General features: G+C 69.8%; 21 protein-coding genes, 1 tRNA gene and 1 pseudogene. 16 read left to right on the top strand and 7 right to left on the bottom strand.

Annotated elements, in window-relative coordinates; all coding sequences use genetic code 11:
* From ACFWBQ_RS06965 to ACFWBQ_RS06940, 6 genes are all read left to right on the top strand, one after another.
* Nucleotides 1–972, top strand: a complete 972-nt coding sequence (locus tag ACFWBQ_RS06965; RefSeq protein WP_385484929.1) for a carbohydrate ABC transporter permease — start codon at nt 1–3, stop codon at nt 970–972.
* A gap of 8 nt (nt 973–980) precedes the next feature.
* On the top strand, nt 981–1820 hold the full coding sequence (locus ACFWBQ_RS06960) for a carbohydrate ABC transporter permease (protein WP_385485039.1): 840 nt from the start codon (nt 981–983) through the stop codon (nt 1818–1820).
* Between the two features lies 1 nt (nt 1821).
* Nucleotides 1822–3453: a beta-N-acetylhexosaminidase gene (locus ACFWBQ_RS06955; protein WP_385484927.1), complete on the top strand. Its 1632-nt coding sequence runs from the start codon at nt 1822–1824 to the stop codon at nt 3451–3453.
* Nucleotides 3454–3702: 249 nt separating this feature from the next.
* The gene (locus ACFWBQ_RS06950) at nt 3703–4599 is read left to right on the top strand and encodes an FAD binding domain-containing protein (protein WP_385484925.1); all 897 of its coding nucleotides are present in this window, start codon (nt 3703–3705) and stop codon (nt 4597–4599) included.
* Nucleotides 4596–6098 carry a 2Fe-2S iron-sulfur cluster-binding protein gene (locus ACFWBQ_RS06945; protein WP_385484923.1) on the top strand — a complete coding sequence of 501 codons (1503 nt, stop codon included), beginning with the start codon at nt 4596–4598 and terminating at the stop codon, nt 6096–6098. Before ACFWBQ_RS06950 ends, ACFWBQ_RS06945 begins: the two co-directional genes overlap by 4 nt.
* Nucleotides 6099–6189: 91 nt before the next feature.
* Nucleotides 6190–8529: a xanthine dehydrogenase family protein molybdopterin-binding subunit gene (locus ACFWBQ_RS06940; protein ID WP_385484921.1), complete on the top strand. Its 2340-nt coding sequence runs from the start codon at nt 6190–6192 to the stop codon at nt 8527–8529.
* Nucleotides 8530–8548: 19 nt separating this feature from the next.
* On the opposite strand, the gene ACFWBQ_RS06935 is transcribed toward ACFWBQ_RS06940, so the two are convergent.
* Complete coding sequence (locus ACFWBQ_RS06935) at nt 8549–9106, bottom strand: hypothetical protein (protein ID WP_385484919.1); 558 nt, start codon at nt 9104–9106, stop codon at nt 8549–8551.
* A gap of 234 nt (nt 9107–9340) precedes the next feature.
* Here ACFWBQ_RS06935 and ACFWBQ_RS06930 point away from each other — a divergent pair.
* The 3 genes and pseudogenes from ACFWBQ_RS06930 to ACFWBQ_RS06920 all read left to right on the top strand — a co-directional run.
* Nucleotides 9341–9764, top strand: a pseudogene (locus ACFWBQ_RS06930) (hypothetical protein); the annotation flags it as partial.
* A gap of 78 nt (nt 9765–9842) precedes the next feature.
* The gene (locus ACFWBQ_RS06925) at nt 9843–10469 is read left to right on the top strand and encodes a hypothetical protein (protein WP_385484917.1); all 627 of its coding nucleotides are present in this window, start codon (nt 9843–9845) and stop codon (nt 10467–10469) included.
* Between the two features lie 99 nt (nt 10470–10568).
* Entirely contained in the window at nt 10569–11222 is a 654-nt protein-coding gene (locus ACFWBQ_RS06920; RefSeq protein WP_385484915.1) for a hypothetical protein, read from the top strand.
* A 203-nt stretch (nt 11223–11425) separates the two neighbouring features.
* On the opposite strand, the gene ACFWBQ_RS06915 is transcribed toward ACFWBQ_RS06920, so the two are convergent.
* Nucleotides 11426–11500 (bottom strand) — tRNA-Cys (locus tag ACFWBQ_RS06915).
* Nucleotides 11501–11690: 190 nt separating this feature from the next.
* On the opposite strand from ACFWBQ_RS06915, the gene ACFWBQ_RS06910 reads away from it, so the two are divergent.
* The 6 genes from ACFWBQ_RS06910 (at nt 11691) to ACFWBQ_RS06885 (ending at nt 17721) form a co-directional block, all read left to right on the top strand.
* Nucleotides 11691–13157, top strand: a complete 1467-nt coding sequence (locus ACFWBQ_RS06910) for an MFS transporter (RefSeq protein ID WP_385484913.1) — start codon at nt 11691–11693, stop codon at nt 13155–13157.
* 32 nt (nt 13158–13189) lie between these two features.
* Nucleotides 13190–13387: an Arc family DNA-binding protein gene (locus ACFWBQ_RS06905; protein ID WP_385484911.1), complete on the top strand. Its 198-nt coding sequence runs from the start codon at nt 13190–13192 to the stop codon at nt 13385–13387.
* Nucleotides 13387–13755, top strand: a complete 369-nt coding sequence (locus tag ACFWBQ_RS06900) for a type II toxin-antitoxin system death-on-curing family toxin (RefSeq protein WP_385484909.1) — start codon at nt 13387–13389, stop codon at nt 13753–13755. The genes ACFWBQ_RS06905 and ACFWBQ_RS06900 overlap by 1 nt, the downstream gene beginning before the upstream one ends.
* Nucleotides 13756–13919: 164 nt before the next feature.
* Nucleotides 13920–15701, top strand: coding sequence for a DEAD/DEAH box helicase (locus tag ACFWBQ_RS06895; protein WP_385484907.1), 1782 nt, complete (start codon nt 13920–13922; stop codon nt 15699–15701).
* 469 nt (nt 15702–16170) lie between these two features.
* Nucleotides 16171–16815 (top strand): IclR family transcriptional regulator, encoded by a 645-nt coding sequence (locus ACFWBQ_RS06890; RefSeq protein ID WP_056798545.1) that lies wholly within the window; start codon nt 16171–16173, stop codon nt 16813–16815.
* Nucleotides 16816–16932: 117 nt separating this feature from the next.
* Nucleotides 16933–17721, top strand: a complete 789-nt coding sequence (locus ACFWBQ_RS06885; RefSeq protein ID WP_385484904.1) for a S16 family serine protease — start codon at nt 16933–16935, stop codon at nt 17719–17721.
* A 152-nt stretch (nt 17722–17873) separates the two neighbouring features.
* On the opposite strand, the gene ACFWBQ_RS06880 is transcribed toward ACFWBQ_RS06885, so the two are convergent.
* Genes ACFWBQ_RS06880 through ACFWBQ_RS06860 form a run of 5 tightly spaced genes read right to left on the bottom strand, consistent with a single transcriptional unit; the run spans nt 17874 to nt 22123 of the window.
* Complete coding sequence (locus ACFWBQ_RS06880) at nt 17874–18839, bottom strand: glycine betaine ABC transporter substrate-binding protein (protein ID WP_385485037.1); 966 nt, start codon at nt 18837–18839, stop codon at nt 17874–17876.
* Between the two features lie 20 nt (nt 18840–18859).
* Complete coding sequence (locus ACFWBQ_RS06875) at nt 18860–19729, bottom strand: ABC transporter permease (protein WP_385484902.1); 870 nt, start codon at nt 19727–19729, stop codon at nt 18860–18862.
* Complete coding sequence (locus ACFWBQ_RS06870) at nt 19726–20994, bottom strand: betaine/proline/choline family ABC transporter ATP-binding protein (RefSeq protein ID WP_385484900.1); 1269 nt, start codon at nt 20992–20994, stop codon at nt 19726–19728. The genes ACFWBQ_RS06875 and ACFWBQ_RS06870 overlap by 4 nt, the downstream gene beginning before the upstream one ends.
* Nucleotides 20987–21634 carry an ABC transporter permease gene (locus ACFWBQ_RS06865; protein WP_385484898.1) on the bottom strand — a complete coding sequence of 216 codons (648 nt, stop codon included), beginning with the start codon at nt 21632–21634 and terminating at the stop codon, nt 20987–20989. The genes ACFWBQ_RS06870 and ACFWBQ_RS06865 overlap by 8 nt, the downstream gene beginning before the upstream one ends.
* 15 nt (nt 21635–21649) lie before the next feature.
* On the bottom strand, nt 21650–22123 hold the full coding sequence (locus ACFWBQ_RS06860) for an Lrp/AsnC family transcriptional regulator (RefSeq protein WP_385484896.1): 474 nt from the start codon (nt 22121–22123) through the stop codon (nt 21650–21652).
* 122 nt (nt 22124–22245) lie between these two features.
* Here ACFWBQ_RS06860 and hppD point away from each other — a divergent pair, with 122 nt between their 5' ends.
* Entirely contained in the window at nt 22246–23391 is a 1146-nt protein-coding gene (hppD, locus tag ACFWBQ_RS06855) for a 4-hydroxyphenylpyruvate dioxygenase (protein ID WP_385484894.1), read from the top strand.
* The last annotated feature ends 33 nt before the right edge of the window (nt 23392–23424 follow it).

The following is a 23424-nucleotide window of genomic DNA, read 5'->3' as shown; positions in this document are numbered from 1 at the left end:
ATGACCGCGAACACCACGGCGTACAAAGCTCCCGAGAGGACCGGGGCGGCCGGCACACCGGCCCGCCCGCCCCGGCGCCGCCCCGCATCTCCCGCACGGCGCTCCGGCTGGACCCCCTGGCTGTACCTGCTGCCCGCGCTGGTCCTGCTCGGCGGGCTCCTCGTCTACCCGATCTACCAGCTGGGCCTGATCTCCTTCCTGGAGTACACCCAGGCCCAGGTCAGCGGCGGCGAACCGACCACCTTCCAGGGCTTCGGCAACTACGCGACCCTCTTCGGCGACAGCCAGTTCTGGCAGGTGCTCCTCGCGACCGTGCTCTTCGCCACGGCCTGCGTGCTTGCCACCCTGCTCGTCGGCTGCGCCCTGGCCGTCCTGCTGACCCGCATCCGGGCCCTGCCCCGGCTCGCGCTCATGATGGCCGCGCTGGGCGCCTGGGCGACCCCGGCGGTCACCGGCTCGACCGTCTGGGTCTTCCTCTTCGACCCGGACTTCGGCCCGGTCAACAGAGTGCTGGGACTCGGCGACTTCTCCTGGACGTACGGGCGCTACAGCGCCTTCGCCCTGGTGCTCCTCGAAGTGCTCTGGTGCTCGTTCCCGTTCGTGATGGTGACCGTGTACGCGGGCATCCGCGCGATCCCCGCCGAGGTACTGGAGGCGGCCTCGCTGGACGGCGCCTCGCAGTGGCGGATCTGGCGGTCGGTCATGGCGCCGATGCTGCGGCCGATCCTGATCGTCGTCACCATCCAGTCGATCATCTGGGACTTCAAGGTCTTCACCCAGATCTACGTCATGACCAACGGCGGCGGCATCGCCGGGCAGAACCTGGTGCTCAACGTGTACGCGTACCAGAAGGCGTTCGCGTCCTCGCAGTACAGCCTCGGATCGGCGATCGGTGTCGTGATGCTGGTGATCCTGCTGGCCGTGACGCTGGTCTATCTGCGCCTGGTGCGACGCCAGGGGGAGGAGCTGTGAGCACGCCGATGACCCGTCTGCGCATCCGGCGCCCCGGCAGGCTGGCGGCGGAGGCTGCTGCCCTCGTCATCGCCGTCGTGGTCGCCTTCCCCCTGTACTGGATGGTGCTCTCCGCGCTCAAGCCGGCGGGCGAGATCCAGTCCACCGAAGCGCGGCCCTGGACCCTGTCCCCGTCCCTCGACTCGTTCCGCCGCGTCTTCGAACAGCAGGATTTCGGCCGGTACTTCCTCAACAGCCTGCTCGTCGCCGGCACGGTCGTCATCGCGTCCGCGCTGATCGCCTTCCTCGCCGCGACAGCGGTGACGAGATTCCGCTTCAGATTCCGCACGACCCTGCTGATCATGTTCCTGGTCGCGCAGATGGTGCCCGTCGAGGCGCTGACCATTCCGCTGTTCTTCCTCATGCGGGACTTCGGACAGCTGAACACCCTGGGCTCGCTGATCCTCCCGCATCTCGCCTTCTCGCTGCCGTTCGCGATCTGGATGCTGCGCGGCTTCGTCAAGGCCGTTCCCGACGCGCTGGAGGAGGCCGCCTACATCGACGGGGCGAGCCGCACCCGCTTCCTGTGGCAGATCCTCTTCCCGCTCGTCTTCCCGGGACTTGTGGCGACCAGTGTCTTCTCGTTCATCTCGACCTGGAACGACTTCCTGTTCGCGAAATCGTTCATCATCAGCGACACCTCCCAGTCGACGCTCCCCATGGCGCTGCTGGTCTTCTTCAAACCGGACGAGAACGACTGGGGAGGGATCATGGCAGCCTCGACGGTGATGACCATTCCCGTGCTGGTCTTCTTCGTACTCGTACAGCGCCGCCTGGTCTCGGGACTGGGCGGAGCGGTTAAGGACTGACGTGCACAACCTGATTCCGGCACCCGTCCGCATCGGGAACCCAGGCAGGTCCGGATTCTCCCTGGACCCGTCCACGACCATCACGGCACAGGCCGGCACCGGTACCTCCGAACGCTGGCTCCGGTCCACGCTCGGCGCCGCGTTCGGCCTGCCGCTCGCCCCGGGTGCGGGCGACGGCGGGAACACCGTCGAGCTGCGCCTCGATGCCTCCCTGGAGAGCGAGGGCTACCGGCTGGACGTGGCGCCCAACCAGGGCGTACGGATCACCGGAGGGAGCGCCGCCGGAGTGTTCTGGGGGGCGCAGACCCTCCGTCAGCTCCTGGGCCCCGAGGCGTTCCGCCGGGCGCCCGTCAGTCCCGGCGCGCAGCGGGTCATCCCGTTCACGGAGATCGAGGACAGCCCCCGCTTCGCCTGGCGGGGCCTGATGCTCGACGTGGCACGGCACTTCCTGCCCAAGGACGGCGTTCTGCGCTATCTCGATCTCCTGGCCGCACACAAGCTCAACGTCTTCCACTTCCACCTCACCGACGACCAGGGCTGGCGCATCGAGGTCAAGCGCTATCCCGGGCTCACGGAGACGGCCTCCTGGCGCGCCCGCACCAAATACGGCCACCGGGCCTCCGAGTTGTGGGACGAGACCCCGCACGGCGGTTTCTACACCCAGGACGACATCCGCGAAATCGTCGCGTACGCCGCCGAGCGGCATATCCGGGTCGTCCCCGAGATCGACATCCCGGGACACTCGCAGGCAGCCATCAGTGCGTATCCGGAACTGGGCAACAGCGACGTCATCGACACCTCCGCCCTTTCCGTCTGGGACACCTGGGGCATCAACCCGAACGTACTCGCCCCCACTGACAACACCCTGCGCTTCTTCGAAGGGGTCTTCGAGGAGGTGCTCGACCTCTTTCCCGCCGCCACATCGCCGTTCATCCATATCGGTGGCGACGAATGCCTCAAGGACCAGTGGAAGCAGTCACCGGCCGCACAGGCCCGGATCGCCGAACTCGGCCTGGCGGACGAGGACGAGCTCCAGTCCTGGTTCATCCGGCACTTCGACAGCTGGCTCACCGCCCGGGGGCGTCGCCTCATCGGCTGGGACGAGATCCTGGAGGGCGGACTCGCCGAGGGCGCCGCGGTGTCCTCGTGGCGGGGTTACGCGGGTGGCATCGCCGCCGCCGAGGCAGGGCACGACGTCGTGATGTGCCCCGAGCAGCAGGTGTATCTGGACCACCGTCAGGACGGCGGCCCCGACGAGCCGATGCCCATCGGATTCGTCCGCACCCTGCAGGACGTCTACCGCTTCGAGCCCGTACCCCCGGGGCTCTCCGAGGAAGCGGCCGGCCACATCATCGGCACCCAGGCGAACGTCTGGACCGAGGTCATGCAGAACCGGGCCCGCGTCGACTACCAGGTCTTCCCGCGGCTCGCCGCCTTCGCCGAGGTCGCCTGGTCCCGGCTCCCGGCCCCCGGCGAGCGGGACTTCGCCGGCTTCGAGAGCCGCATGGGCGCGCACTACGCCCGGCTCGACGCCCTGGGGGTCGACTACCGCCCGCCGGGCGGCCCGCTGCCGTGGCAGCGGCGGCCCGGAGTCCTGGGTCGCCCGATCGAGGGACCGCCTCCGCACGTGTGAGTACGGCCCGGCCCGTGGGGCGCGTGAACCGAATAAGTCGTACGAACTCGCTGAAGAGTGGCAATTCGTACGGCGGGCAGAAGATGCGTGAAAGACGACTTTTCCCCTGGTCAGGGACAGATGTGTCCTTCGTGGACCCTCGCGTCGGTCCGCCCCGAAGATGTGCCAGAGTTGCCACGTCCCGGCCGTGAGCACGTACCGTACGGCGGACAGGCGGGACTGCCGGGACACCGGGAAGGGGCAGCTGGGTTGACCACGCACGCACCGCAGGCGATGCAGTCGGTAACGCTGCCGGCCTCGCTCGACGAGGCCGTGGCGGCTCTCGGCGCCATGCCTGCCGCCGTTCCTGTGGCCGGTGGCACGGACCTGATGGCGGCCGTCAACAAGGGGCTGATGCGCCCCTCGGGACTGGTCGGCCTGGGCCGGATCAGCGAGCTGCGCGGCTGGCACTACCAGGACGGCCACGCCCTGCTCGGGGCCGGTCTCACCCACGCACGCATGGGCCGGCCCGACTTCGCCGCCCTCATCCCCGCGCTGGCCGCCTCCGCCCGAGCCGCGGGCCCGCCCCAGATCCGTAACGCGGGCACCCTCGGCGGCAATATCGCCACCGCGGCCCCGACCGGTGACTCCCTGCCGGTGCTGGCGGCCCTCGAGGCCGAGCTGGTCATCGCGGGACCGGAGGGCTCGCGCCGCGAGATTCCCGTCTCGCACCTGCTGGCCGGGCGGGAGATGCTCGAGCCCGCCGAGCTGATCGGCTTCGTCCGCGTACCGCTGCTGCACGCCCCCCAGATCTTCCTCAAGGCGACCGGCCGCACCGGCCCCGGCCGTGCCACCGCCTCCGTCGCGATCGTCCTGGACCCGGCCCGGCGCGGCGTGCGCTGCGCGGTCGGCGCGATCGCCCCGATGCCGCTGCGGCCGCTGGAGGCCGAACGCTGGATCGCCTCCCTGATCGACTGGGACGGCGAGCGGGGCCTGGCCCCCGACGCGCTGGCCGCCTTCGGCGAGTACGTTGCCGCGGCCTGCATCCCGGACCAGGCACCGCCGGACGGCGGGGGAGAGGTACCACCGCTGCCCCCGGCCGTACTCCACCTGCGGCGCACGGTCGCCGCGCTCGCCCGACGCGCGCTGGGGAGGGCACTGTCGTGAGCAATGAAGAGAACCCCGAGCAGCAGCACGGACAGCCCGACCCGTACGGCGGCTGGCAGCCGACCCCGCAGGGCGGCGAGTACGACGCCGAGGCGACCGCGTTCGTCCACCTGCCCCCGGAGGACCTCGCGAACCTCGGGAACGACCCGCTGGCCGCGCCCGGCCAGGGCTACGTACCGCCGATGATCCTCCCGCTGACCCCGGCGGCCGGGCTGGACCCCGCCGCGACGGGCAGCTGGGTCGTGCAGACGCAGAGCCAGCAGGAGCGGGCCGACCGCGCGGCGGGCACGGAGCCGGCGTCGGAGACGGTCCACTGGCCGGACCCGAACCACCAGCAGGAGCCGTACCGGCAGCAGTACCCGGAGACGTCGCAGTACGGGCAGACGTCGTCCACGACGGCCCAGTGGAACTTCACCGAGGCCGTCCCGCCGGACCCCGCCCCCGCCCCGGCCGAGCCTGCGGGGCACACAGGTCAGTGGACGATCCCGGTCGCCGACGGGGACCTCCCGGAGGAGTCCGGTGAGTTCGCAGCCTCGGCGCTCGCGTCCCAGTGGTACGCGGACACCCCCCCGGCCACGCTGCCCGGCGGTGCCTCCGCGCCGTGGGCCACGCAGTCGACCTCGGACGTGGCCCCGGCTTCGCCGGAGCCCGAGCCGCAGCCCGAGCCGGAAGCCGTAGCGGAGCCCGAGCCGGAAGCCGCGGAGTCCGGGACGGAGCTGGAGGCTCCCGGGGAGGACACCTCCGCCGAGGCCCCTGGGCCTTCCGGCACGCCCGGGAACGCGCAGGATGACCCCCGGAGTGCACCCGGTGAGCCCGAGGAGGCTCCCGAGGCAGCCGACGTATCCGATGACGCCACCGCGCCCGACCCGGCATTCGACGAGCCCTCCACCGCCCTCTCGCATACCGCCAGCGAGCACCCCGCCGCCTCGTACGTCCTGCATGTGAACGGCGTGGACCGCCCCGTCACCGACGCCTGGATCGGCGAGTCGCTCCTGTACGTGCTCCGCGAGCGCCTCGGCCTCGCCGGCGCCAAGGACGGCTGCTCGCAGGGCGAGTGCGGTGCCTGCAACGTCCAGGTGGACGGCCGTCTCGTGGCCTCCTGCCTGGTTCCCGCAGCCACCACCGCGGGCAGCGAGGTCCGTACGGTCGAGGGCCTCGCGGTCGACGGGGAACCGTCCGACGTCCAGCGGGCCCTGGCCGACTGCGGGGCCGTCCAGTGCGGCTTCTGCATCCCCGGGATGGCCATGACCGTCCACGACCTCCTGGAGGGCAACCACGCCCCCAGTGAGCTGGAGACGCGACAGGCCCTGTGCGGCAACCTCTGCCGCTGCTCCGGCTACCGGGGCGTGCTCGATGCCGTACGCGAGGTCGTCGCGGGCCGGGAGGCGACCGCGGAGGCGGCCAACGCCCCCGACGCCGAGGAACCGCGGATCCCGCACCAGGCTGCCCCGGGCGCGGGCAACGTCCGGACACACCCGCACGAGGGAGACGCCCGGTGAGCACCGCGCCTCCGTCAGCACCGGTCACCCACACCACCCACACCTCCACCATCAGCTGCTGCCGCAGCGGGGCGAACGACAAGGAGGCGGCGTGAGCAACGACGCAGCCACCGCGACCGGCACCACCCGCACGAACCCCCCGCAGACCGAGCGAACCGGCCCGGACGAGGAGGCGCCCGCGCTCGGTCTGGGCGCTTCGCTCCCGCCGGCCGACGCCCGTGCCAAGACCGAGGGCACGTTCCCGTACGCGGCCGACCTCTGGGCGGAGGGCCTGCTGTGGGCGGCCGTGCTCCGATCCCCGCACCCCCATGCGCGCATCCTGTCGATCGACACCTCGGCCGCCGCCGAGATGCCGGGCGTGCGGGCGGTCGTCACCCACGAGGACATCCCCGGTGACGGGGCCTACGGCCGCAGTGTCGTCGACCGCCCCGTCTTCGCCTCCGACCTGGTACGTCACCACGGCGAGGCGATCGCCGCCGTCGCCGCCGACCATCCCGACACCGCCCGCCTGGCCGCGGCGGCGATCGCGGTCGAGTACGAGGTGCTCGAACCGGTCACCGACCCGGAGAAGGCCTTCGCGGCCGAACCGCTCCACCCCGACGGCAACCTCATCCGCCACATCCCGCTGCGCTACGGCGACCCGGACACCGTGGGCGAGGTCATCGTCGAGGGCCTGTACCGCATAGGCCGCCAGGACCCCGCCCCGATCGGGGCCGAGGCCGGTCTCGCCGTGCCCCGCCCCGACGGCGGCGTGGAGCTCTACACGGCGTCCACCGACCCGCACACCGACCGCGACCTCGCCGCGGCCTGCTTCGGCCTGGAGCCCGACCGGGTCAAGGTCGTCGTCACCGGCGTCCCCGGAGCGACCGGCGACCGGGAGGACCCCGGCTTCCAGATCCCGCTCGGCCTGCTCGCCCTGCGCACCGGCTGCCCGGTCAAACTGGCCGCTACGCGCGAGGAGTCCTTCCTCGGCCACGCCCACCGCCACCCGACGCTGCTCCGCTACCGCCACCACGCGGACACGGAGGGCAGGCTGGTCAAGGTCGAGGCACAGATCCTCCTGGACGCAGGCGCGTACGCCGACTCCTCGTCCGAATCCCTGGCCGCCGCGGTGGCCTTCGCCTGTGGTCCGTACGTGGTCCCGCACGCCTTCATCGAGGGCTGGGCGGTCCGTACGAACAACCCGCCCTCCGGCCATGTGCGCGGTGAGGGTGCGATGCAGGTCTGCGCGGCCTACGAGGGCCAGATGGACAAACTGGCGGCGAAGCTGGGCATCGACCCGGCCGAACTCCGTCTTCGCAACGCCCTGTCCACCGGCGACATCCTCCCCACCAGTCAGACCGTGACCTGCCCGGCCCCGGTGGCGGAACTGCTCCGTGAGGTCCGGGACTTCCCGCTCCCCGCGCTCCCGAAGGACTCCCCGGAGGACGACTGGCTGCTCCCGGGCGGCCCCGAGGGCGCAGGCGAGCCCGGAGCCGTACGCCGCGGCGTCGGCTACGCCCTGGGCATGGTCCACATGCTCGGCGCCGAGGGTACGGACGAGGTCTCCACGGCCACCGTCCGGGTCCACGACGGCGTCGCCACGGTCATCTGCGCGGCCGTCGAGACCGGCCAGGGCTTCACCACGCTCGCCCGCCAGATCGTCCAGGAGACCCTGGGCATCGAAGATGTTCACGTAGCGGCGGTGGACACCGACCAGCCCCCCGCGGGCCCGGCGACACACGGCCGCCACACCTGGGTCTCGGGCGGCGCGGTCGAACGCGCGGCCAAGATGGTCCGCACCCAGCTCCTCCAGCCCCTGGCCCACAAGTTCGGCATGTCCACGGAGCTCCTCCAGATCGCCGACGGCAAGATCACCTCGTACGACGGGGTGCTCTCCACGACGGTCATGGAGGCGATGGACGGCAAGGAACTCTGGGCCACGGCCCAGTGCCGCCCCCACCCCACCGAACCCCTGGACGAGTCGGGCCAGGGCGACGCCTTCGTCGGCCTGGCCTTCTGCGCGGTCCGTGCGGTGGTCGACGTCGACATCGAGCTCGGCTCGATCCGCGTGGTCGAGATGGCGGTCGCCCAGGACGTCGGCCGGGTCCTCAACCCGTCCCAGCTGGCGACGCGTATCGAGGCAGGCATCACCCAGGGCATCGGTGCGGCCCTCACGGAGAACCTGCGCACAACCCGCGGCCTGGTCCGCCACCCGGACCTCACCGGGTACGCACTTCCGACGTCCCTGGACGCTCCGGACATTCGCATCGTCAAACTGGTCGAGGAACGCGACGTGATTGCACCTTTCGGGGCCAAAGCGGCCTCGGCGGTACCGGTGGTGACGTCCCCCGCAGCGGTGGCTTCGGCCGTCCGCGCAGCCACGGGCCGCCCGGTCAACCGCCTCCCGATCCGCCCGCAGGCGGCGGTGGCGGCCACCTCCAAGTCCTGATCCGGCGGCGCCTGTCGGTTCAGCAGGCGCCGTCGTCGACGGCGGCGGCCAGGTCGTACTCAGGAATGGAGTTGCTGCTGCCGTCCGCTCCCGGGACGAAGATTCCGCCCTGTGCGGACTTCTCCTCCGTGACGTGCATGCAGACGGTGGTGTCGGAGCCGCCGGCGGATATCTCGTAGTCCTGCCCGTCCCCGGCCCGTTCCACGGAGATGCGGTACGAGGGCCCCTGGTCCTCACCCGCCCGCGTGACGTCCGCCTCGATCAGCGAGGCGTAGCCGTCAGAGGGGTCGCGGCGGATCTGTGGTTCGGCGGCCAGCGACTCGGCGGCGTCCGCGGCGGCCTCCCGGACCTCGCTCGCGCTCCAGGAACCCTTGTCGACGTCCGCCTGGACCGAACAGCCACCGAAGACGAACACCCCGGCGACCCCGAACGCGGCGACCCGCCCGAACGCGAGCGCCCCGTCCGACGGCTGTCCGGCCGCCTGCGGGCGAGCCCGCCAGTACAGCCGGTACGGGCCGACAAGCGCCACGACGAGAAACGCCGCGGCTATGACGAACAAGAAGACGACGACACCCATGCACGCACTCCCCGTGAACCCGCTCCTGGACAAGGCGCCAGATCCTACGCTCCGGCCCTTCGGCGAGGGCCCCGCGCCCGTCCCGTCCGAGGGGTGCTGGGGCCGGTGTACAGGCACCCGGCCGTTTTCGCCCGGAATTGCGAACGCCTTCCTTCGTCCACTCGGCGCCGGTGAATATGAAACCGATACGGTGAGTAGGTCGGTGGCCGCGTGATTCGGACGAAGCGGTCTGCGCAGAAGGCTGTTGCCAAGCGCACGGGCTGGGTCGAGTTCGGTGCGGCGGCCGGCGTCGCGGCTGGTGTTGCCTTCCTGCCCGCGACTGCCGCAGTGGGCGCGGCCGCCGTCCTCATTCCGTTGGCAACCGACACCGCGGGCGGTGCTGCGGAGCAGATCATCGGGCAAGTCGTCGGAGATATCTCGGACAACTCGGTGGACAAGAGCAAGGAGAAGGCTGAAGAGCTGACCGAGGAGGAGTGGAACAGGATCTACCGTTCCGGCGAGTCCATGGCTGAGGCTCCGATGGAAGAGTTCATGGCACGGAACGGCATCGACGGGAAGAGCGAACTCGGGCAGGACCTGAAGGAATTCCATGCGGGCCGGATATTCGACGGGCAACGACCGCGAGAATCAGCAGGGCAGGGCTCCGGAAACCGGCTGACGAGACAGGGGACAAGGCTTAGAGATGAAGGATGCGGGAGCCGTGCGGGTAAGACGTTTGCTTGTAGTCGCTGGGCTGGTGCTGACCACGGGTTTCGGGTTGGTGTCCTGTGGAGCTGACGGCGAGAGCGAGGAGAGGACATTTGTCGGTGCCGAAGAGGCCTGCGACGGTCTCTTCGCCGGTCCGTTGGCGAAGCAGGTCGAGGCAGTCACAGGTGATACCGAGTTCTTCGCGACCGGGAACAAGGGCAAGGCGATGAGTAACGTCGTCAATGCCCTGAAACGGGGATACGCGGCCGGTCGTAGCTCAGCCACCGGTGCGGACCTGTGCGAACTCGACCCGAAGGGTGGGGGGCTGGGGGATGGGGCAGGGATCAAGTTCTCCATGTACGCACCGCAGGATGTGGAGGAGCCGGGTGGGCCCGCCGGCGCGGAGCTTTACACCATGGGGAAGAAGTCCGAGGTCCGGGAGGGAGGCGCGTCGCTCTACCTGGAGTGTGTGAGCCCTCAGATCAAGGGATCGGAGAAGGTCCCGCTCCGCATCTACGGAGGTTTCGGGCGCGGCGAGAGTGATGCGCCCGATAGCCGTCGATTCCGCAACGCCAACATGGAGATCCTGCACGCTGGAGCGCTGGCACTCGTCAAGGAACTGGGCTGTGAGCGGGATGCTGGACTGCCCGAGACCCCGGTTCTCACGCCGAAGTAGCCGGGACCTGGTTCGTCGGCTGATTCCTGGCCGGGCATGCGAAAGGGCCGGGCCTCAGGCTGTGTGAAACACGGCGGCCAGTGATCAAGGGAGGGTGAAGTGATGATGCTGCGCAACTCGAACCGGCTGACCGTCATCGCGGTTCTGGTCATCGGCGGTCTACTTTCGGGATGTTCCGGGGGTGAGGAACGCGCAGAATCCCCAAAACTGGGGCGGTGCAAGTCGTTGCTCGGTGCCGGGAACGTGGAGGCGGCCGTCAAGACGACGGGCGGAAGCGATGTCGAGGTGAGCGGGACACCTCAGGCGGATGTGTTGGCGGACAGTCTCGTACGGGAGGCGAAGCAGTGGCAGGAGTCGGATCTGCTGCACAACTCCTACACTGGTTGCCGAATGGATGCGTTCGAGGGCGATCAACTCAGCGGCACAATCGATGTATCGGTGAAGTGGTCCGTTCTCTCATTCGGGCTGCTGGACAGTCCGAAGAACAGCCGGACGTGGCGTCAGGTGAACGAATCGGTGTACGTGGCACCGGAGCCTGGTCCGGCCCGAATGCAGTTGCTCGCGGCATGCGCGGTGCCCGGAGCAGCTGAGTCGCAGTCGTCCGATCTGCCGCTCCAGTTCGACGTGTCGGGTTTGAGTCTCGGAGCGGAACTCCGGTGGGGCCTGCTGAGGGCATTCGCTCAGTCGGTGACGGAAGAAATGGGGTGCGCGACGCCTCCCGTCATTCCCTCCGTACTGCCGGCGGCCACGTAGCGTGGCATGGCTGACACCGGAGAGGCCGACCTCCGGTGTCTCGCTTCCTTCGCGCGGCCAGTCATCGTGGGCGCCCAGGGCGCCCAAGGATGCCTGCGCGACCGTCGCCCACTCCTTCTCCCCGTGTGACCCGGTGGCCCCGGAGAACAGGAACGGCCGCCCCCGCACCATGGGGGCGGCCGTTCCCTTTCGGGTTCTCCCGCTGGAGGCCGTGACCGGAATCGAACCGGTGTAACTCGAGTTGCAGTCGAGCCCCTAAACCACTCGGGCACACGGCCATGTGCCTCTTCTTCGTTCTGATGTCGACGTTAGGCGCGGGACGCAGGGGCCTCAAGGGTGTCGGGCGCGCTGCAATGCGACTGCCATGCCGCGTTCATGTTCCGGCGGGCGGTCCTACGACCAAGGGATGAGCGCGGTCCCGTCCACCGACAGGGTTCACTTGCTTGTTTGCCCCTTACTGTTGGCTCCATGAGTGCCCTGGAACCGCGTGACGCCGACGTCACCAGCCCCTTCGAAGACACCGTCGACGCCGCCCCGCCCGAGGGCGTGCTGGGCCGGACCCACCGGGCGCTCAGCATCGGCATCGTCTCCGTCGTGCTGCTGATCGCCTTCGAGGCGACCGCCGTCGGTACCGCGATGCCGGTGGCCGCCCGAGAACTGGACGGCATCCCGCTGTACGCGTTCGCGTTCTCCGCGTACTTCACCACCAGCCTCTTCGCGATGGTGCTCTCCGGGCAGTGGGCCGACCGGCGTGGGCCGCTCGCGCCGCTGGCCACCGGGATCGGTTCGTTCGGGGCCGGGCTGCTGCTCTCCGGGACGGCGGGGAGCATGTGGATGTTCATCCTGGGGCGGGCCGTCCAGGGCGTCGGCGGCGGGCTCGTGATCGTGGCGTTGTACGTCGTCATCGGGCGGGCCTACCCGGAGCGGATCCGGCCGGCGATCATGGCCGCGTTCTCGGCGGCCTGGATCGTCCCGTCCGTCGTCGGGCCGCTCGCGTCGGGGACGGTGACCGAGCATCTCGGGTGGCGCTGGGTCTTCGTCGGGATCCCGGTGCTCATCGTGCTGCCGCTGGGCCTGGCGCTGCCCGCGATACGGCGGATGGCGGCCGGTCCCACGGACGCCGCGGCGGGGGCCGAGCCGTTCGACGGGAGGCGTATCCGGCTCGCGCTCGGGATCTCGCTGGGTGCGGGGCTGCTCCAGTTCGCCGGGCAGGAGCTGCGGTGGGCATCGCTGGTCCCGGCGGTGATCGGTGCCGCGCTGCTCGTGCCCGCCGTGCGCGGGCTGCTGCCCCGGGGGACGATGCGGGCCGCGCGGGGGCTGCCCGCCGTGATCCTGCTGCGCGGGGTGTCGGCCGGGTCGTTCATCGCCGCCGAGTCCTTCGTACCTCTCATGCTGGTGACCCAGCGCGGGCTGTCCCCGACGATGGCAGGGCTGTCGCTCGCGGCCGGGGGGCTGACGTGGGCGCTCGGCTCGTACGTACTGGCCCGGCCCCGCCTGGAGGCGCGCAGGCAGCCTCTGATGGTCGCGGGCATGGTCCTCGTGGCCCTGGCGATCGCGGCGGCGCCGAGCGTGCTGATCGAGTCCGTGCCGGTCTGGATCGTGGCCGTGGCGTGGGCCTTCGGGTGCTTCGGCATGGGCATGGTGATCGCGTCGACGAGCGTGCTGCTGCTGAAGCTGTCGGCCCCCCAGGAGGCGGGCGGCAACTCCGCGGCCCTGCAGATCTCGGACGGGCTGTCGAACGTGCTCCTGCTCGCCGGCGGCGGTGCGGCGTTCGCCGCGCTGGGCGGCGGTGCGGTGGGAGCGGCCGCGCACGGGGCGGTGGGGAGCGGGGCCGCCGGGTCGCACCCGGGGGCGTTCGCGGCGGTGTTCCTGCCGATGGCGGGGGTGGCGCTGGTGGGGGCGTGGGTGGCTACGCGGGTGCGGACGGACGCGTAGCACCGCGTGGTACTGCGCGGTACCATTCGTCCATGGCCGGTCTGAATCTGCGGTTCACCGAGGAAGAGCTGGACGCCCTGCGCGCGCGTGCCGAGGCGGAGGGGCGAAGCATGCAGTCCTTCGCCCACGATGCGGTGATCACTGCCATGAACGAACACTCACGCCTCTTCAACGAGGCGGCGGATCATGTGCTGAAGGCGAGTGAGGAGCTCAACCGGAGGCTCGCCTGATGCAGTACCTGACCCTGCCCGAGCTGCTCAACCTCGCGGAGCGGCTCGGCGCAGCAGACGTGCGTGACTACGGGTTGCTCGACTCGGCGCTGGCGCGCCCGCAGGCGAGCGTATTCGGCCAGGATGCCTATCCGGACGTGTGGCAGAAGGCCGCGGCGCTGATGGAGTCCCTGGCCCGCAACCATGGTCTCGTGGACGGCAACAAGCGCATCGCCTGGTACGCGACCTGGGTTTTCCTGCACATGAACGGGCATCCGCTCGACGCCGGCTTCGACGTGGATGAAGCCGAGCGGTTCGTGCTGGACGTGTGCCAAGGGGCGCTGGACATGCCCAAGATCGCGGAGCAGCTGCCCGGGTTCGCCAAGTAGCCGTCTCCTGTGAAGCGGGTCTCAGCAGTGCCGAACCACGGCTGATTCGTACGGGGTTCCGCGCCGCCCGCCGGTAGGGTGGCCCGGTTGTCGTATTGCGTGCGAGCCCGTCCCGGCCCGTGAGGACAGCGCCCCACGTACCCGAGAGACCCGAACCGGAGACCGTGACTACTACCGCCTCCCACCACCTCTCACCCGCCTTTCCCGGCCGCGCCCCCTGGGGTACGGCCGGCAAGCTGCGAGCCTGGCAGCAGGGTGCGATGGAGAGGTATATCCAGGACCAGCCGCGCGACTTCCTCGCCGTCGCGACCCCCGGCGCGGGGAAGACCACCTTCGCGCTGACCCTCGCCTCATGGCTGCTGCACCACCACGTCGTGCAGCAGATCACCGTCGTCGCACCCACCGAGCACCTCAAGAAGCAGTGGGCGGAGGCCGCGGCGCGCATAGGCATCAAGCTCGACCCCGACTACAGCGCCGGGCCCGTGAGCAAGGAGTACCACGGGGTCGCGGTCACGTACGCGGGAGTCGGCGTGCGTCCGATGCTGCACCGCAACAGGTGCGAGCAGCGCAAGACGCTCGTGATCCTCGACGAGATCCACCACGCCGGTGACTCGAAGTCCTGGGGCGAGGCCTGCCAGGAGGCGTTCGACCCGGCGACCCGGCGGCTTGCACTCACCGGTACGCCGTTCCGGTCGGACACCAACCCGATCCCCTTCGTGGCGTACGAGGAGGGCAACGACGGCATCCGGCGGTCCTCGGCCGACTACACCTACGGCTACGGCAACGCGCTCGCCGACGGTGTCGTCCGCCCCGTGATCTTCCTCAGTTACAGCGGCAACATGCGCTGGCGCACCAAGGCCGGTGACGAGATCGCTGCCCGGCTCGGTGAGCCGATGACCAGGGACGCCATCGGGCAGGCCTGGCGCACCGCGCTGTCGCCCACGGGCGACTGGATCCCCAATGTGCTGAGCGCCGCCGACAAGCGGCTCACCGAGGTGCGCAAGGGCATTCCGGACGCGGGCGGCCTCGTCATCGCGACCGACCAGGAGTCGGCGCGCGAGTACGCCAAGATCCTGAAGCGGATCAGCGGCGAGAAGGTGACCGTCGTCCTCTCGGACGAGAAGGCCGCCTCGAAGCGGATCGACCAGTTCACCGAGGACGGTTCGCGCTGGATGGTCGCGGTCCGGATGGTGTCGGAAGGCGTCGACGTGCCGCGCCTCGCGGTCGGCGTGTACGCCACCACCATCTCGACCCCGCTCTTCTTCGCGCAGGCTGTCGGCCGTTTCGTACGGTCGCGGCGGCGCGGCGAGACCGCCTCCGTCTTCGTACCGACCATCCCGATGCTGCTCGACTTCGCGAACGAGATGGAGGTCGAGCGCGACCACGTACTCGACAAGCCGAAGAAGGGCAGCGACGAGGAGAACCCGTTCGCCGAGGAGGACCAGCTCCTCGCGGACGCGGAGAAGCTCGAGGACGAGGAGACCGAGGAGCAGCTGCCCTTCGAGGCTCTGGAGTCCGACGCGGTCTTCGACCGGGTGCTGTACGACGGTGCCGAGTTCGGCATGCAGGCGCACCCGGGGAGCGAGGAGGAGCAGGACTACCTGGGTATCCCGGGGCTGCTCGAACCCGACCAGGTGCAGCTGCTCCTCCAGAAGCGGCAGACCCGGCAGATCGCGCACAGCCGCCAGAAGCCTGCCTCGGAGGCCGATCTCCTGGAGAAGCCGGCCGAGGGGCGGCCGGTGGTCACGCACAAGCAGTTGCTGAGCCTGCGCAAGCAGCTCAACACGATGGTGTCGGCGTACACGCATCAGAGCGGCAAGCCGCACGGAGTGATCCACACGGAGCTGCGGCGGGTCTGCGGCGGCCCGCCGAGCGCGGAGGCGACGGCCGGGCAGATCCAGGACCGGATCAAAAAGGTCCAGGAGTGGGCCACCCGGATGCGGTGAGCGGCTGCCGGTGAGGTGAACCGGGACGGCAGGAGCGACGACGGCGGGCCGGTGCGGGGGGAGTGTGTCCCGCACCGGCCCGCCGTCGTCGTCCCGGTGCGACGCGGGTGCGCGGGAAAAAATTTGAAACTTTTATTCACGATGGGTTAACAACCGTTCACGTGTGGTGTACGGAGCGTCGCGATGACGTCACCCGACTTGAACGCGCGTAGATGTTCGCGTTCCGGACGGTTCCGCGCTGACCGGCGGTTATGTCATCGCGTTCCCGGGGGCGACCGGATTCTGGACGAGGGCTTCCGCTGAGCGGACTCGCTCGCTAATGTCCCCGAAACATGAACGCCCCGTGGCAGCGTGGCCGCGGAGCGCAGCCGGTGCCATGGCCAGTCGGCGGCCTCTCCGTGCGTCGCCGCTGGGACTGGCGTCTCACTTCCGGGAGAACCGCCCCGCTCACCAAGAGGGAGAGGGCGTCGTGACCGCGGAGACTTCTCAGACGCTCGACCGGGGACTGCGTGTCCTCAAACTGCTCGCCGATACCGACCACGGCCTGACCGTCACCGAGTTGTCCAACAAACTCGGCGTCAACCGCACCGTGGTCTACCGACTGCTCGCCACTCTGGAACAGCACGCCCTCGTCCGTCGTGATCTGGGCGGCCGGGCCAGAGTCGGCCTGGGCGTGCTGCGCCTGGGCCGCCAGGTGCATCCGCTCGTCAGGGAGGCGGCGCTGCCCGCGCTGCGTTCCCTGGCCGAGGACATAGGGGCGACCGCCCACCTCACGCTCGTCGACGGGGCCGATGCGCTCGCGGTCGCGGTCGTCGAACCGACCTGGACCGACTACCACGTCGCCTACCGGGCCGGCTTCCGTCACGCACTGGACAGGGGTGCCGCTGGCCGGGCGATTCTCACCGCCCGGCAGAAGGCGGTCGCCGACCATCCCGGCTACACGCTCACCCACGGCGAGCTCGAAGCCGGCGCCTGCGGCGCAGCGGCGCCGCTGGTCGGGGTGTCCGGGGTGGAGGGCAGCGTGGGTGTGGTGATGCTCGCCGACGCCGTACCGGAGCGGGTGGGCCCGCGCGTGCTCGACGCCGCCCGGGAGGTCGCGGACGCGCTGCGCTGAGAGCAGGTGGGGGCCCAGTCACCTCGGCCCCCGGGACAGTGCCGGGAGGCGGGGAGACCCGGCCCCCGGCACTGTCCTGCGGAGCAGGGGGCGCACGGCGGCGGATAGATTGGGCGGGTGCTCACTCGTCTCTCGCGCCCCCGCATCCTCGCCCTCTGCGCGCTGCCCGTCCTCGCCCTGTTCGGCACGGCCGCCTTCGCGCCGCTGCCGTTCACCCTGGCGCAGCCCGGGACGACCGCGGACGTCCTCGGGGACGACCAGGGGAAGCCGGTCATCACGATCAAGGGCGCGCCGACCCGCCCCACCGACGGCGAACTGCGGATGACGACCATCGTCGCCACCGGGCCGACGGCCGATGTCGGGATCGGCGACGTGGTCGACAGCTGGTTCAGGACGGACCGGGCGGTCATGCCCCGCGACTCCGTCTACCCGACCGGCGGCTCCGAGAAGGAGATCGAGCAGCACAACATCGAGGACATGGTGGAGTCGCAGGACGTCGCCGTCGACGCGGCCCTGAAGTACCTCGGCAAGGCCCCCGGTTCGGTCGACATCACTCTGCACCTCGCCGACGTCGGCGGCCCCAGTGCCGGCCTGTTCTTCTCGCTCGGCATCATCGACAAGCTGGCCGGTGACGGCTCCGGCGGCGACTTGACCGGTGGCCGCACGGTCGCCGGTACGGGGACGATCGAGGCCGACGGCACGGTCGGCGCCGTCGGCGGGGTCTCCCTGAAGACGCAGGCCGCCCGGCGCGACGGTGCGACCGTCTTCCTCGTCCCCAGGGCCGAGTGCCAGGAGGCGAAGGCGGAGCAGCCGAAGGGCCTGTCGCTGATCCCCGTCACGACACTGAAGAACGCGGTGTCCTCGCTGAAGGCCCTTGAACAGGGGGGCAAGGTCCCGAGCTGCTGACCGGCGCCCCCGGCCCGTCCATCGTGCGCCAGGCAGGGAACACCAGAGGGCTCAGCGTCGCCAGGATCGGGTTGAGCATGCCGCCCGCGACACCGCGCAAAGATTGCTTTGCAACGCTTTTTTGCATCGGCTTTCGGAAGCCCCGCCTCCGCTCAGCCCTCCTCGATGAACCCCTCCGCGATCAGCCACTCCTTGGCCACCTCGTGCGGGTCCTGCCCCTCCACATCCACCTTGGCGTTGAGCTCCTGCGCGAGTGGCGTCGTCAGCTTCGCGGTGACGGGGTCCAGCAGCTCGGCGATCTCCGGGTACTTCTCGAGGGTCGCCGTATGGATGACGGGCGCCGCGTTGTAGTTGGGGAAGAAGTGCTTGTTGTCCTCGAGCACATCCAGGTTCATCGACTTGATCCGCCCGTCCGTGGTGTACACCTCGCCCAGCAGGCAGGAGCCGGACTTCGATACCTGGGTGTAGATGATCCCGGCGTCCATCTTCTTGACGTTCCCGGCGGGGATCGACAGCCCGTACGCCTTCTTCATGCCGGGCAGCCCGTCGTCGCGGGAGGCGAACTCGTTCTCCACGCAGATCGTCACCGCCGACGGGTTCTTCCTCGCCAGCGCGGCGACGTCCGACAGCGTCTTCAGCTTGTACTTCGCGTTGTTCTTCTTGCTGATGGCCAGGGCGTAGGTGTTGTCGAGCGTGGACTGCGGCAGCCAGGTCACGCCGTTGCCGAGGTCCTCGTCCCGCACGGCCTGCCACTGTTTCAGGGGATCGACGATCGGCTCGGCGTGGCCCAGATAGGTGATCCAGGCCGTGCCCGTGTACTCGTACATCGCATCGGCGTCCCCCTGGGCGATCGCCTCGCGCGCACTGATCGAGCCCGGCAGGTTCGTCCGGTCCAGGACCTCGGCGCCGGCCGCCTCGAAGACCAGGCCGATCATCTGGCCCAGGATGATGTTCTCGCTGAAGTTCTTCGAGGTCACCGTCAGCGACGCGCCGTCCAGCGGCTGCCCCTGTCCGACCGACCCCGGCACCACGTCGTCCACCAGCGGCGACCCGCTCTTCAGCCCGCACCCGGCGAGCACGACGGCCAGCACGGTCGCCGAAGCCAGACCGGCACGGATGCGCCCTGTGCGCGGTGTCCTCACGACTCCCCCAGCCCGCGCGGCGTCAGCGCCAGTTCGACCAGCGAGGCCAGCCAGTCCACGAGCAGTGCCAGCACCACCGTCAGCACGGAACCGAGCACCAGCACCGGCATCCGCTGCGTCTGGATCCCCGAGGTGATCAGGTCCCCGAGCCCGCCGCCGCCCCCGAACGTGGCCAGCGTCGCCGTGCCCACGTTGAGCACCAGAGCTGTCCGTACGCCCGCCAGGATCAGCGGGACGGCGAGCGGCAGTTCGACCTTGGTGAGCGTCCCCATGGGCGACATGCCGATGCCCCGGGACGCTTCGACGAGCGTCGGCTCGATCGCCTTCAGGCCGGCCACCGTGTTGGAGAGCACCGGCAGCACCGCGTAGATCACCATCCCGATGATCGCCGTCGACGGGCCGATGCCGAGCCAGATCACCAGCAGCGCCAACAGCCCGATCGCGGGGGTCGCCTGGCCGATGTTGGCGAGGGCCGTGACCGCCGGGGCCGCCTTGGTCAGGCGGCGCCGGGTCAGTGCGATGCCGAGCGGAATGGCGATGATGAGCACCCAGAAGGTGGAGATCGCGGTCAGCCTGACGTGCTGCCACCAGCGCAGCTGGACATTGCCGCCCGCCAGCGAGTTCTCCGCGATCGAGTCGAGTTCGACGTGGGAGATCCACACGTAGGTCACGGCCAGGACGACCGCGAGCACGGCCGGCACCAGTACGAGCCTCTGCCAGGTGATCCGGCGCGGCGGGCCTGGCGGCGGCGGGACGGGCTCCGCCTCCTCGGCATCACGAAAGGCGTCCCCGTTCACGTCGTGATCGTCGGGCGGGCGGGCCTCGGACGGATCACGCCCGGGCGGTGCGGGCCGGCTGGGACTCATACGCCGCTGCCACCCCCCTCCGGTTCCTGCTCGGTCCGATGGACCCGCAGGTCCTCCAGGTCGTCCTGGTCCTCCATCGCGGCGAGCCGGTCGGCCTCCAGGAGCTCCTGCACGGAATTCATCAGCGTGTGCATGTCGACGACGCCGATGAACTCCCCGCGCCGCCCCGTCACCGCGACCCGCCCGCTGCTGTCGGTCAGCACCGCCTCCAGCGCGTCGTGGAGCGTCGCGTCCCGGGTCACCGTGTCATGCACCAGCTGGCCGGCCCGGGCCAGCGAGCCGCGGGCCCGCATCAGGTCGCCACGCCGCAGCCACTTGTACGGGCGGTTCCTGCGGTCCAGCATCAGCAGCTCGTTGTGCGAGCCGTCGCGCAGCTTGTCGAAGATCGACTGGAGGGGGTCCTCGACGGTCACCGTCGGGAAGTCGGCGATCCCCACATCCCGTACGCGGGTGAGGTTGAGCCTCTTCAGCGCCGCGCCCGCACCCACGAACCCGGAGACGAAGTCGTCCGTCGGATTGGTGAGGATGGCCTCCGGAGTGTCGAACTGCGCGATGTGCGAACGCTCCCGCAGCACCGCGATCCGGTCGCCCAGTTTGATCGCCTCGTCGAAGTCGTGCGTGACGAAGACGATCGTCTTGTGCAGCTCGTGCTGGAGCCGGATCAGCTCGTCCTGGAGGTGGTCGCGGGTGATCGGGTCGACCGCACCGAACGGCTCGTCCATGAGCAGCACCGGCGGGTCGGCGGCGAGCGCCCGCGCCACGCCGACGCGCTGCTGCTGGCCGCCGGAGAGCTGCCGCGGGTAGCGTCCGTGGAACTCCCGCGGATCCAGGCCGACCAGATCGAGCATCTCCTCGACCCGGTCCTTGACGCCGGACTTCGACCAGCCGGTCATCTTCGGTACGAGGGCGATGTTCTCGGCGACCGTCATGTGCGGGAAGAGCCCGGAGGACTGGATCGCGTACCCGATCCTGCGGCGCAGCTTCACCGGGTCGATGTCGGTGACGTCCTCGTCGTTGATCCTGATCCGGCCGGACGTCGGTTCGATCAGCCGGTTGATCATCTTCAGGGTGGTGGACTTCCCGCAGCCGGAGGGCCCCACGAGGATCACGGTCTCGCCGGCCTTGATGTCCATGGAGACGTTGTCGACGGCCGGACCGGGGTTGCCCGGGTAGGACTTGGTGAGGTTCTCCAGCTGGATGGTGGCACCCGAGGTGGTGGTGCCGGCCGCGGATGCCTCCGTCGGCCCGGTGGCGGTTTCAGGCACGGATCCCCCTCGAGATGGTCAGCCGCCCGAGCAGGACGTACGCGGCGTCGAAGAGCAGGGCGAGTACGACGATGCCGAGCGTGCCCGCGAGGACCGAGTTGATGGCGTTGGCACTGCCCAGCGAGGCCAGGCCGCGGAAGATCTCGTTTCCGAGGCCGGGACCCGAGGCGTACGCGGCGATGGCGGCGATGCCCATCAGCATCTGGGTGGAGACCCGGATACCCGTGAGGATGGGCGGCCAGGCGAGCGGCAGTTCCACGCGGCACAGCCGCGCCGTCCGTGACATCCCGATGCCCTTCGCCGCGTCGACGAGGGCCGGGTCCACGCCCCGCAGTCCGACGATGGAGTTACGGACGATGGGCAGCAGCCCGTACAGCGTCAGGATGATGACGGTGGGCGGAACCCCGAGCCCGACCAAAGGGATCAGCAGGCCGATCGCGGCGAGCGAGGGGATGGTCAGGATCGCAGCCGTGGACGTGATGGCCAGCGAACCGCCCCAGCCGCTGCGGTAACTGACCACGCCGATCAGGACACCGAGCACGGTGGCGACGACCATGCACTGGAAGACGGCGCTGACGTGCTGGAACGCGTCGGTGAACAGTTGCTGGTGCCGGGTGCTCACGTACTCCCAGAAGTTCACATGACGCTCCTCGGATCAGTCGGTGTCCTGGGCAGCCTGCTCGACGAGCGGGAGAATACGCAGAGGGACCGGGTTTTCCATGACGATGGCCGTGGATGCCCGGACAATGCCATCCAAACCGACAACCCGGTCGATCACCCGCTGGAGATCGGCGTTGGACCGGGCGACGAGCCGGCAGAGCATGTCGCCGTGGCCGGTGGTGGTGTGCAGTTCCAGTACTTCGGGCACGCCACCCAAATGGGCCCGCACGTCGGCGCCTTGGCCCTGCCTGATCTCCAGCGTGGCGAACGCGGTGACGGGGTAGCCGAGCGCCGCCGGATCGACGTCGGGGCCGAAGCCGCGGATGACGCCATTGGACTGAAGACGGTCCAGCCGCGCCTGCACGGTCCCGCGCGCCACTCCGAGCCGCCGCGAGGCCTCCAGTACGCCGATGCGGGGCTCACGGGCCAGCAGCACGATGAGCCGGCCGTCCAGATGATCGATCGCCATGATCCGCCTCCTGATGGGCACCCTGTACGGATAGCCCGCTCGTCCTCACCACTCGCTGTACAGATTGACCAGCGATTATGTGAACTATTGCGCACCTTGCGAAGCGGCGGGAACCTTCGGACATGACTGAGACTCTGCACACCACCCCCGACACCGCCCGGCAGGCCGATCCCTTCCCGGTCAAGGGAATGGACGCGGTGGTCTTCGCCGTGGGCAACGCCAAGCAGGCGGCGCACTACTACTCGAACGCCTTCGGCATGAAGCTCGTCGCCTACTCCGGACCGGAGAACGGCAGTCGCGAGACCGCGAGTTACGTCCTGACCAACGGTTCCGCCCGCTTCGTCCTCACCTCCGTCATCAAGGCGTCCACCGAGTGGGGCACCTTCCTCACCGACCATGTGAACGCCCACGGCGACGGCGTGGTCGACCTCGCCATCGAGGTCCCCGACGCCCGCGCCGCGTACGCGTACGCGGTCGAGCACGGCGCGAAGGGCATCACGGAGCCGTACGAGCTGAAGGACGAGCACGGCACGGTCGTCCTGGCCGCCATCGCCACGTACGGAAGGACCCGCCACACCCTGGTCGAGCGCGGTGGCTACGACGGCCCGTACCTCCCCGGTTTCACCGAGGCCGCGCCCATCGTCGAGCCGGCGGCCAAGCGCACCTTCCAGGCCATCGACCACTGTGTGGGCAACGTCGAGCTCGGCCGGATGAACGAGTGGGTGGCGTTCTACAACAAGGTCATGGGCTTCACCAACATGAAGGAGTTCGTGGGCGACGACATCGCCACCGAGTACTCCGCCCTGATGTCGAAGGTCGTCGCCGACGGCACGCTCAAGGTGAAGTTCCCGATCAACGAACCGGCGATCGCGAAGAAGAAGTCGCAGATCGACGAGTACCTGGAGTTCTACGGTGGCGCGGGCGTCCAGCACATCGCGCTCGCCACGAACGACATCGTCGCGTCCGTGAAGGCGATGCGGGCTGCCGGCGTGCAGTTCCTGGACACCCCGGACTCGTACTACGACACCCTCGGCGAGTGGGCGGGCGAGACCCGGGTCCCCGTGGAGACCCTGCGCGAGCTGAAGATCCTGGTCGACCGCGACGAGGACGGTTACCTGCTGCAGATCTTCACCAAGCCGGTCCAGGACCGTCCGACGGTCTTCTTCGAGATGATCGAGCGCCATGGCTCGATGGGCTTCGGCAAGGGCAACTTCAAGGCACTGTTCGAGGCCATCGAGCGCGAGCAGGAGAAGCGCGGCAACCTCTGATCGACCGGGGAACGGCGGGGCCTCCGTACAGCC

Source organism: Streptomyces sp. NPDC060035 (assembly GCF_042736635.1).
Lineage (GTDB): Bacteria > Actinomycetota > Actinomycetes > Streptomycetales > Streptomycetaceae > Streptomyces.
Note: the sequence above shows the minus strand (reverse complement) of the source record. Positions and strands in the feature narration are given on the sequence as shown.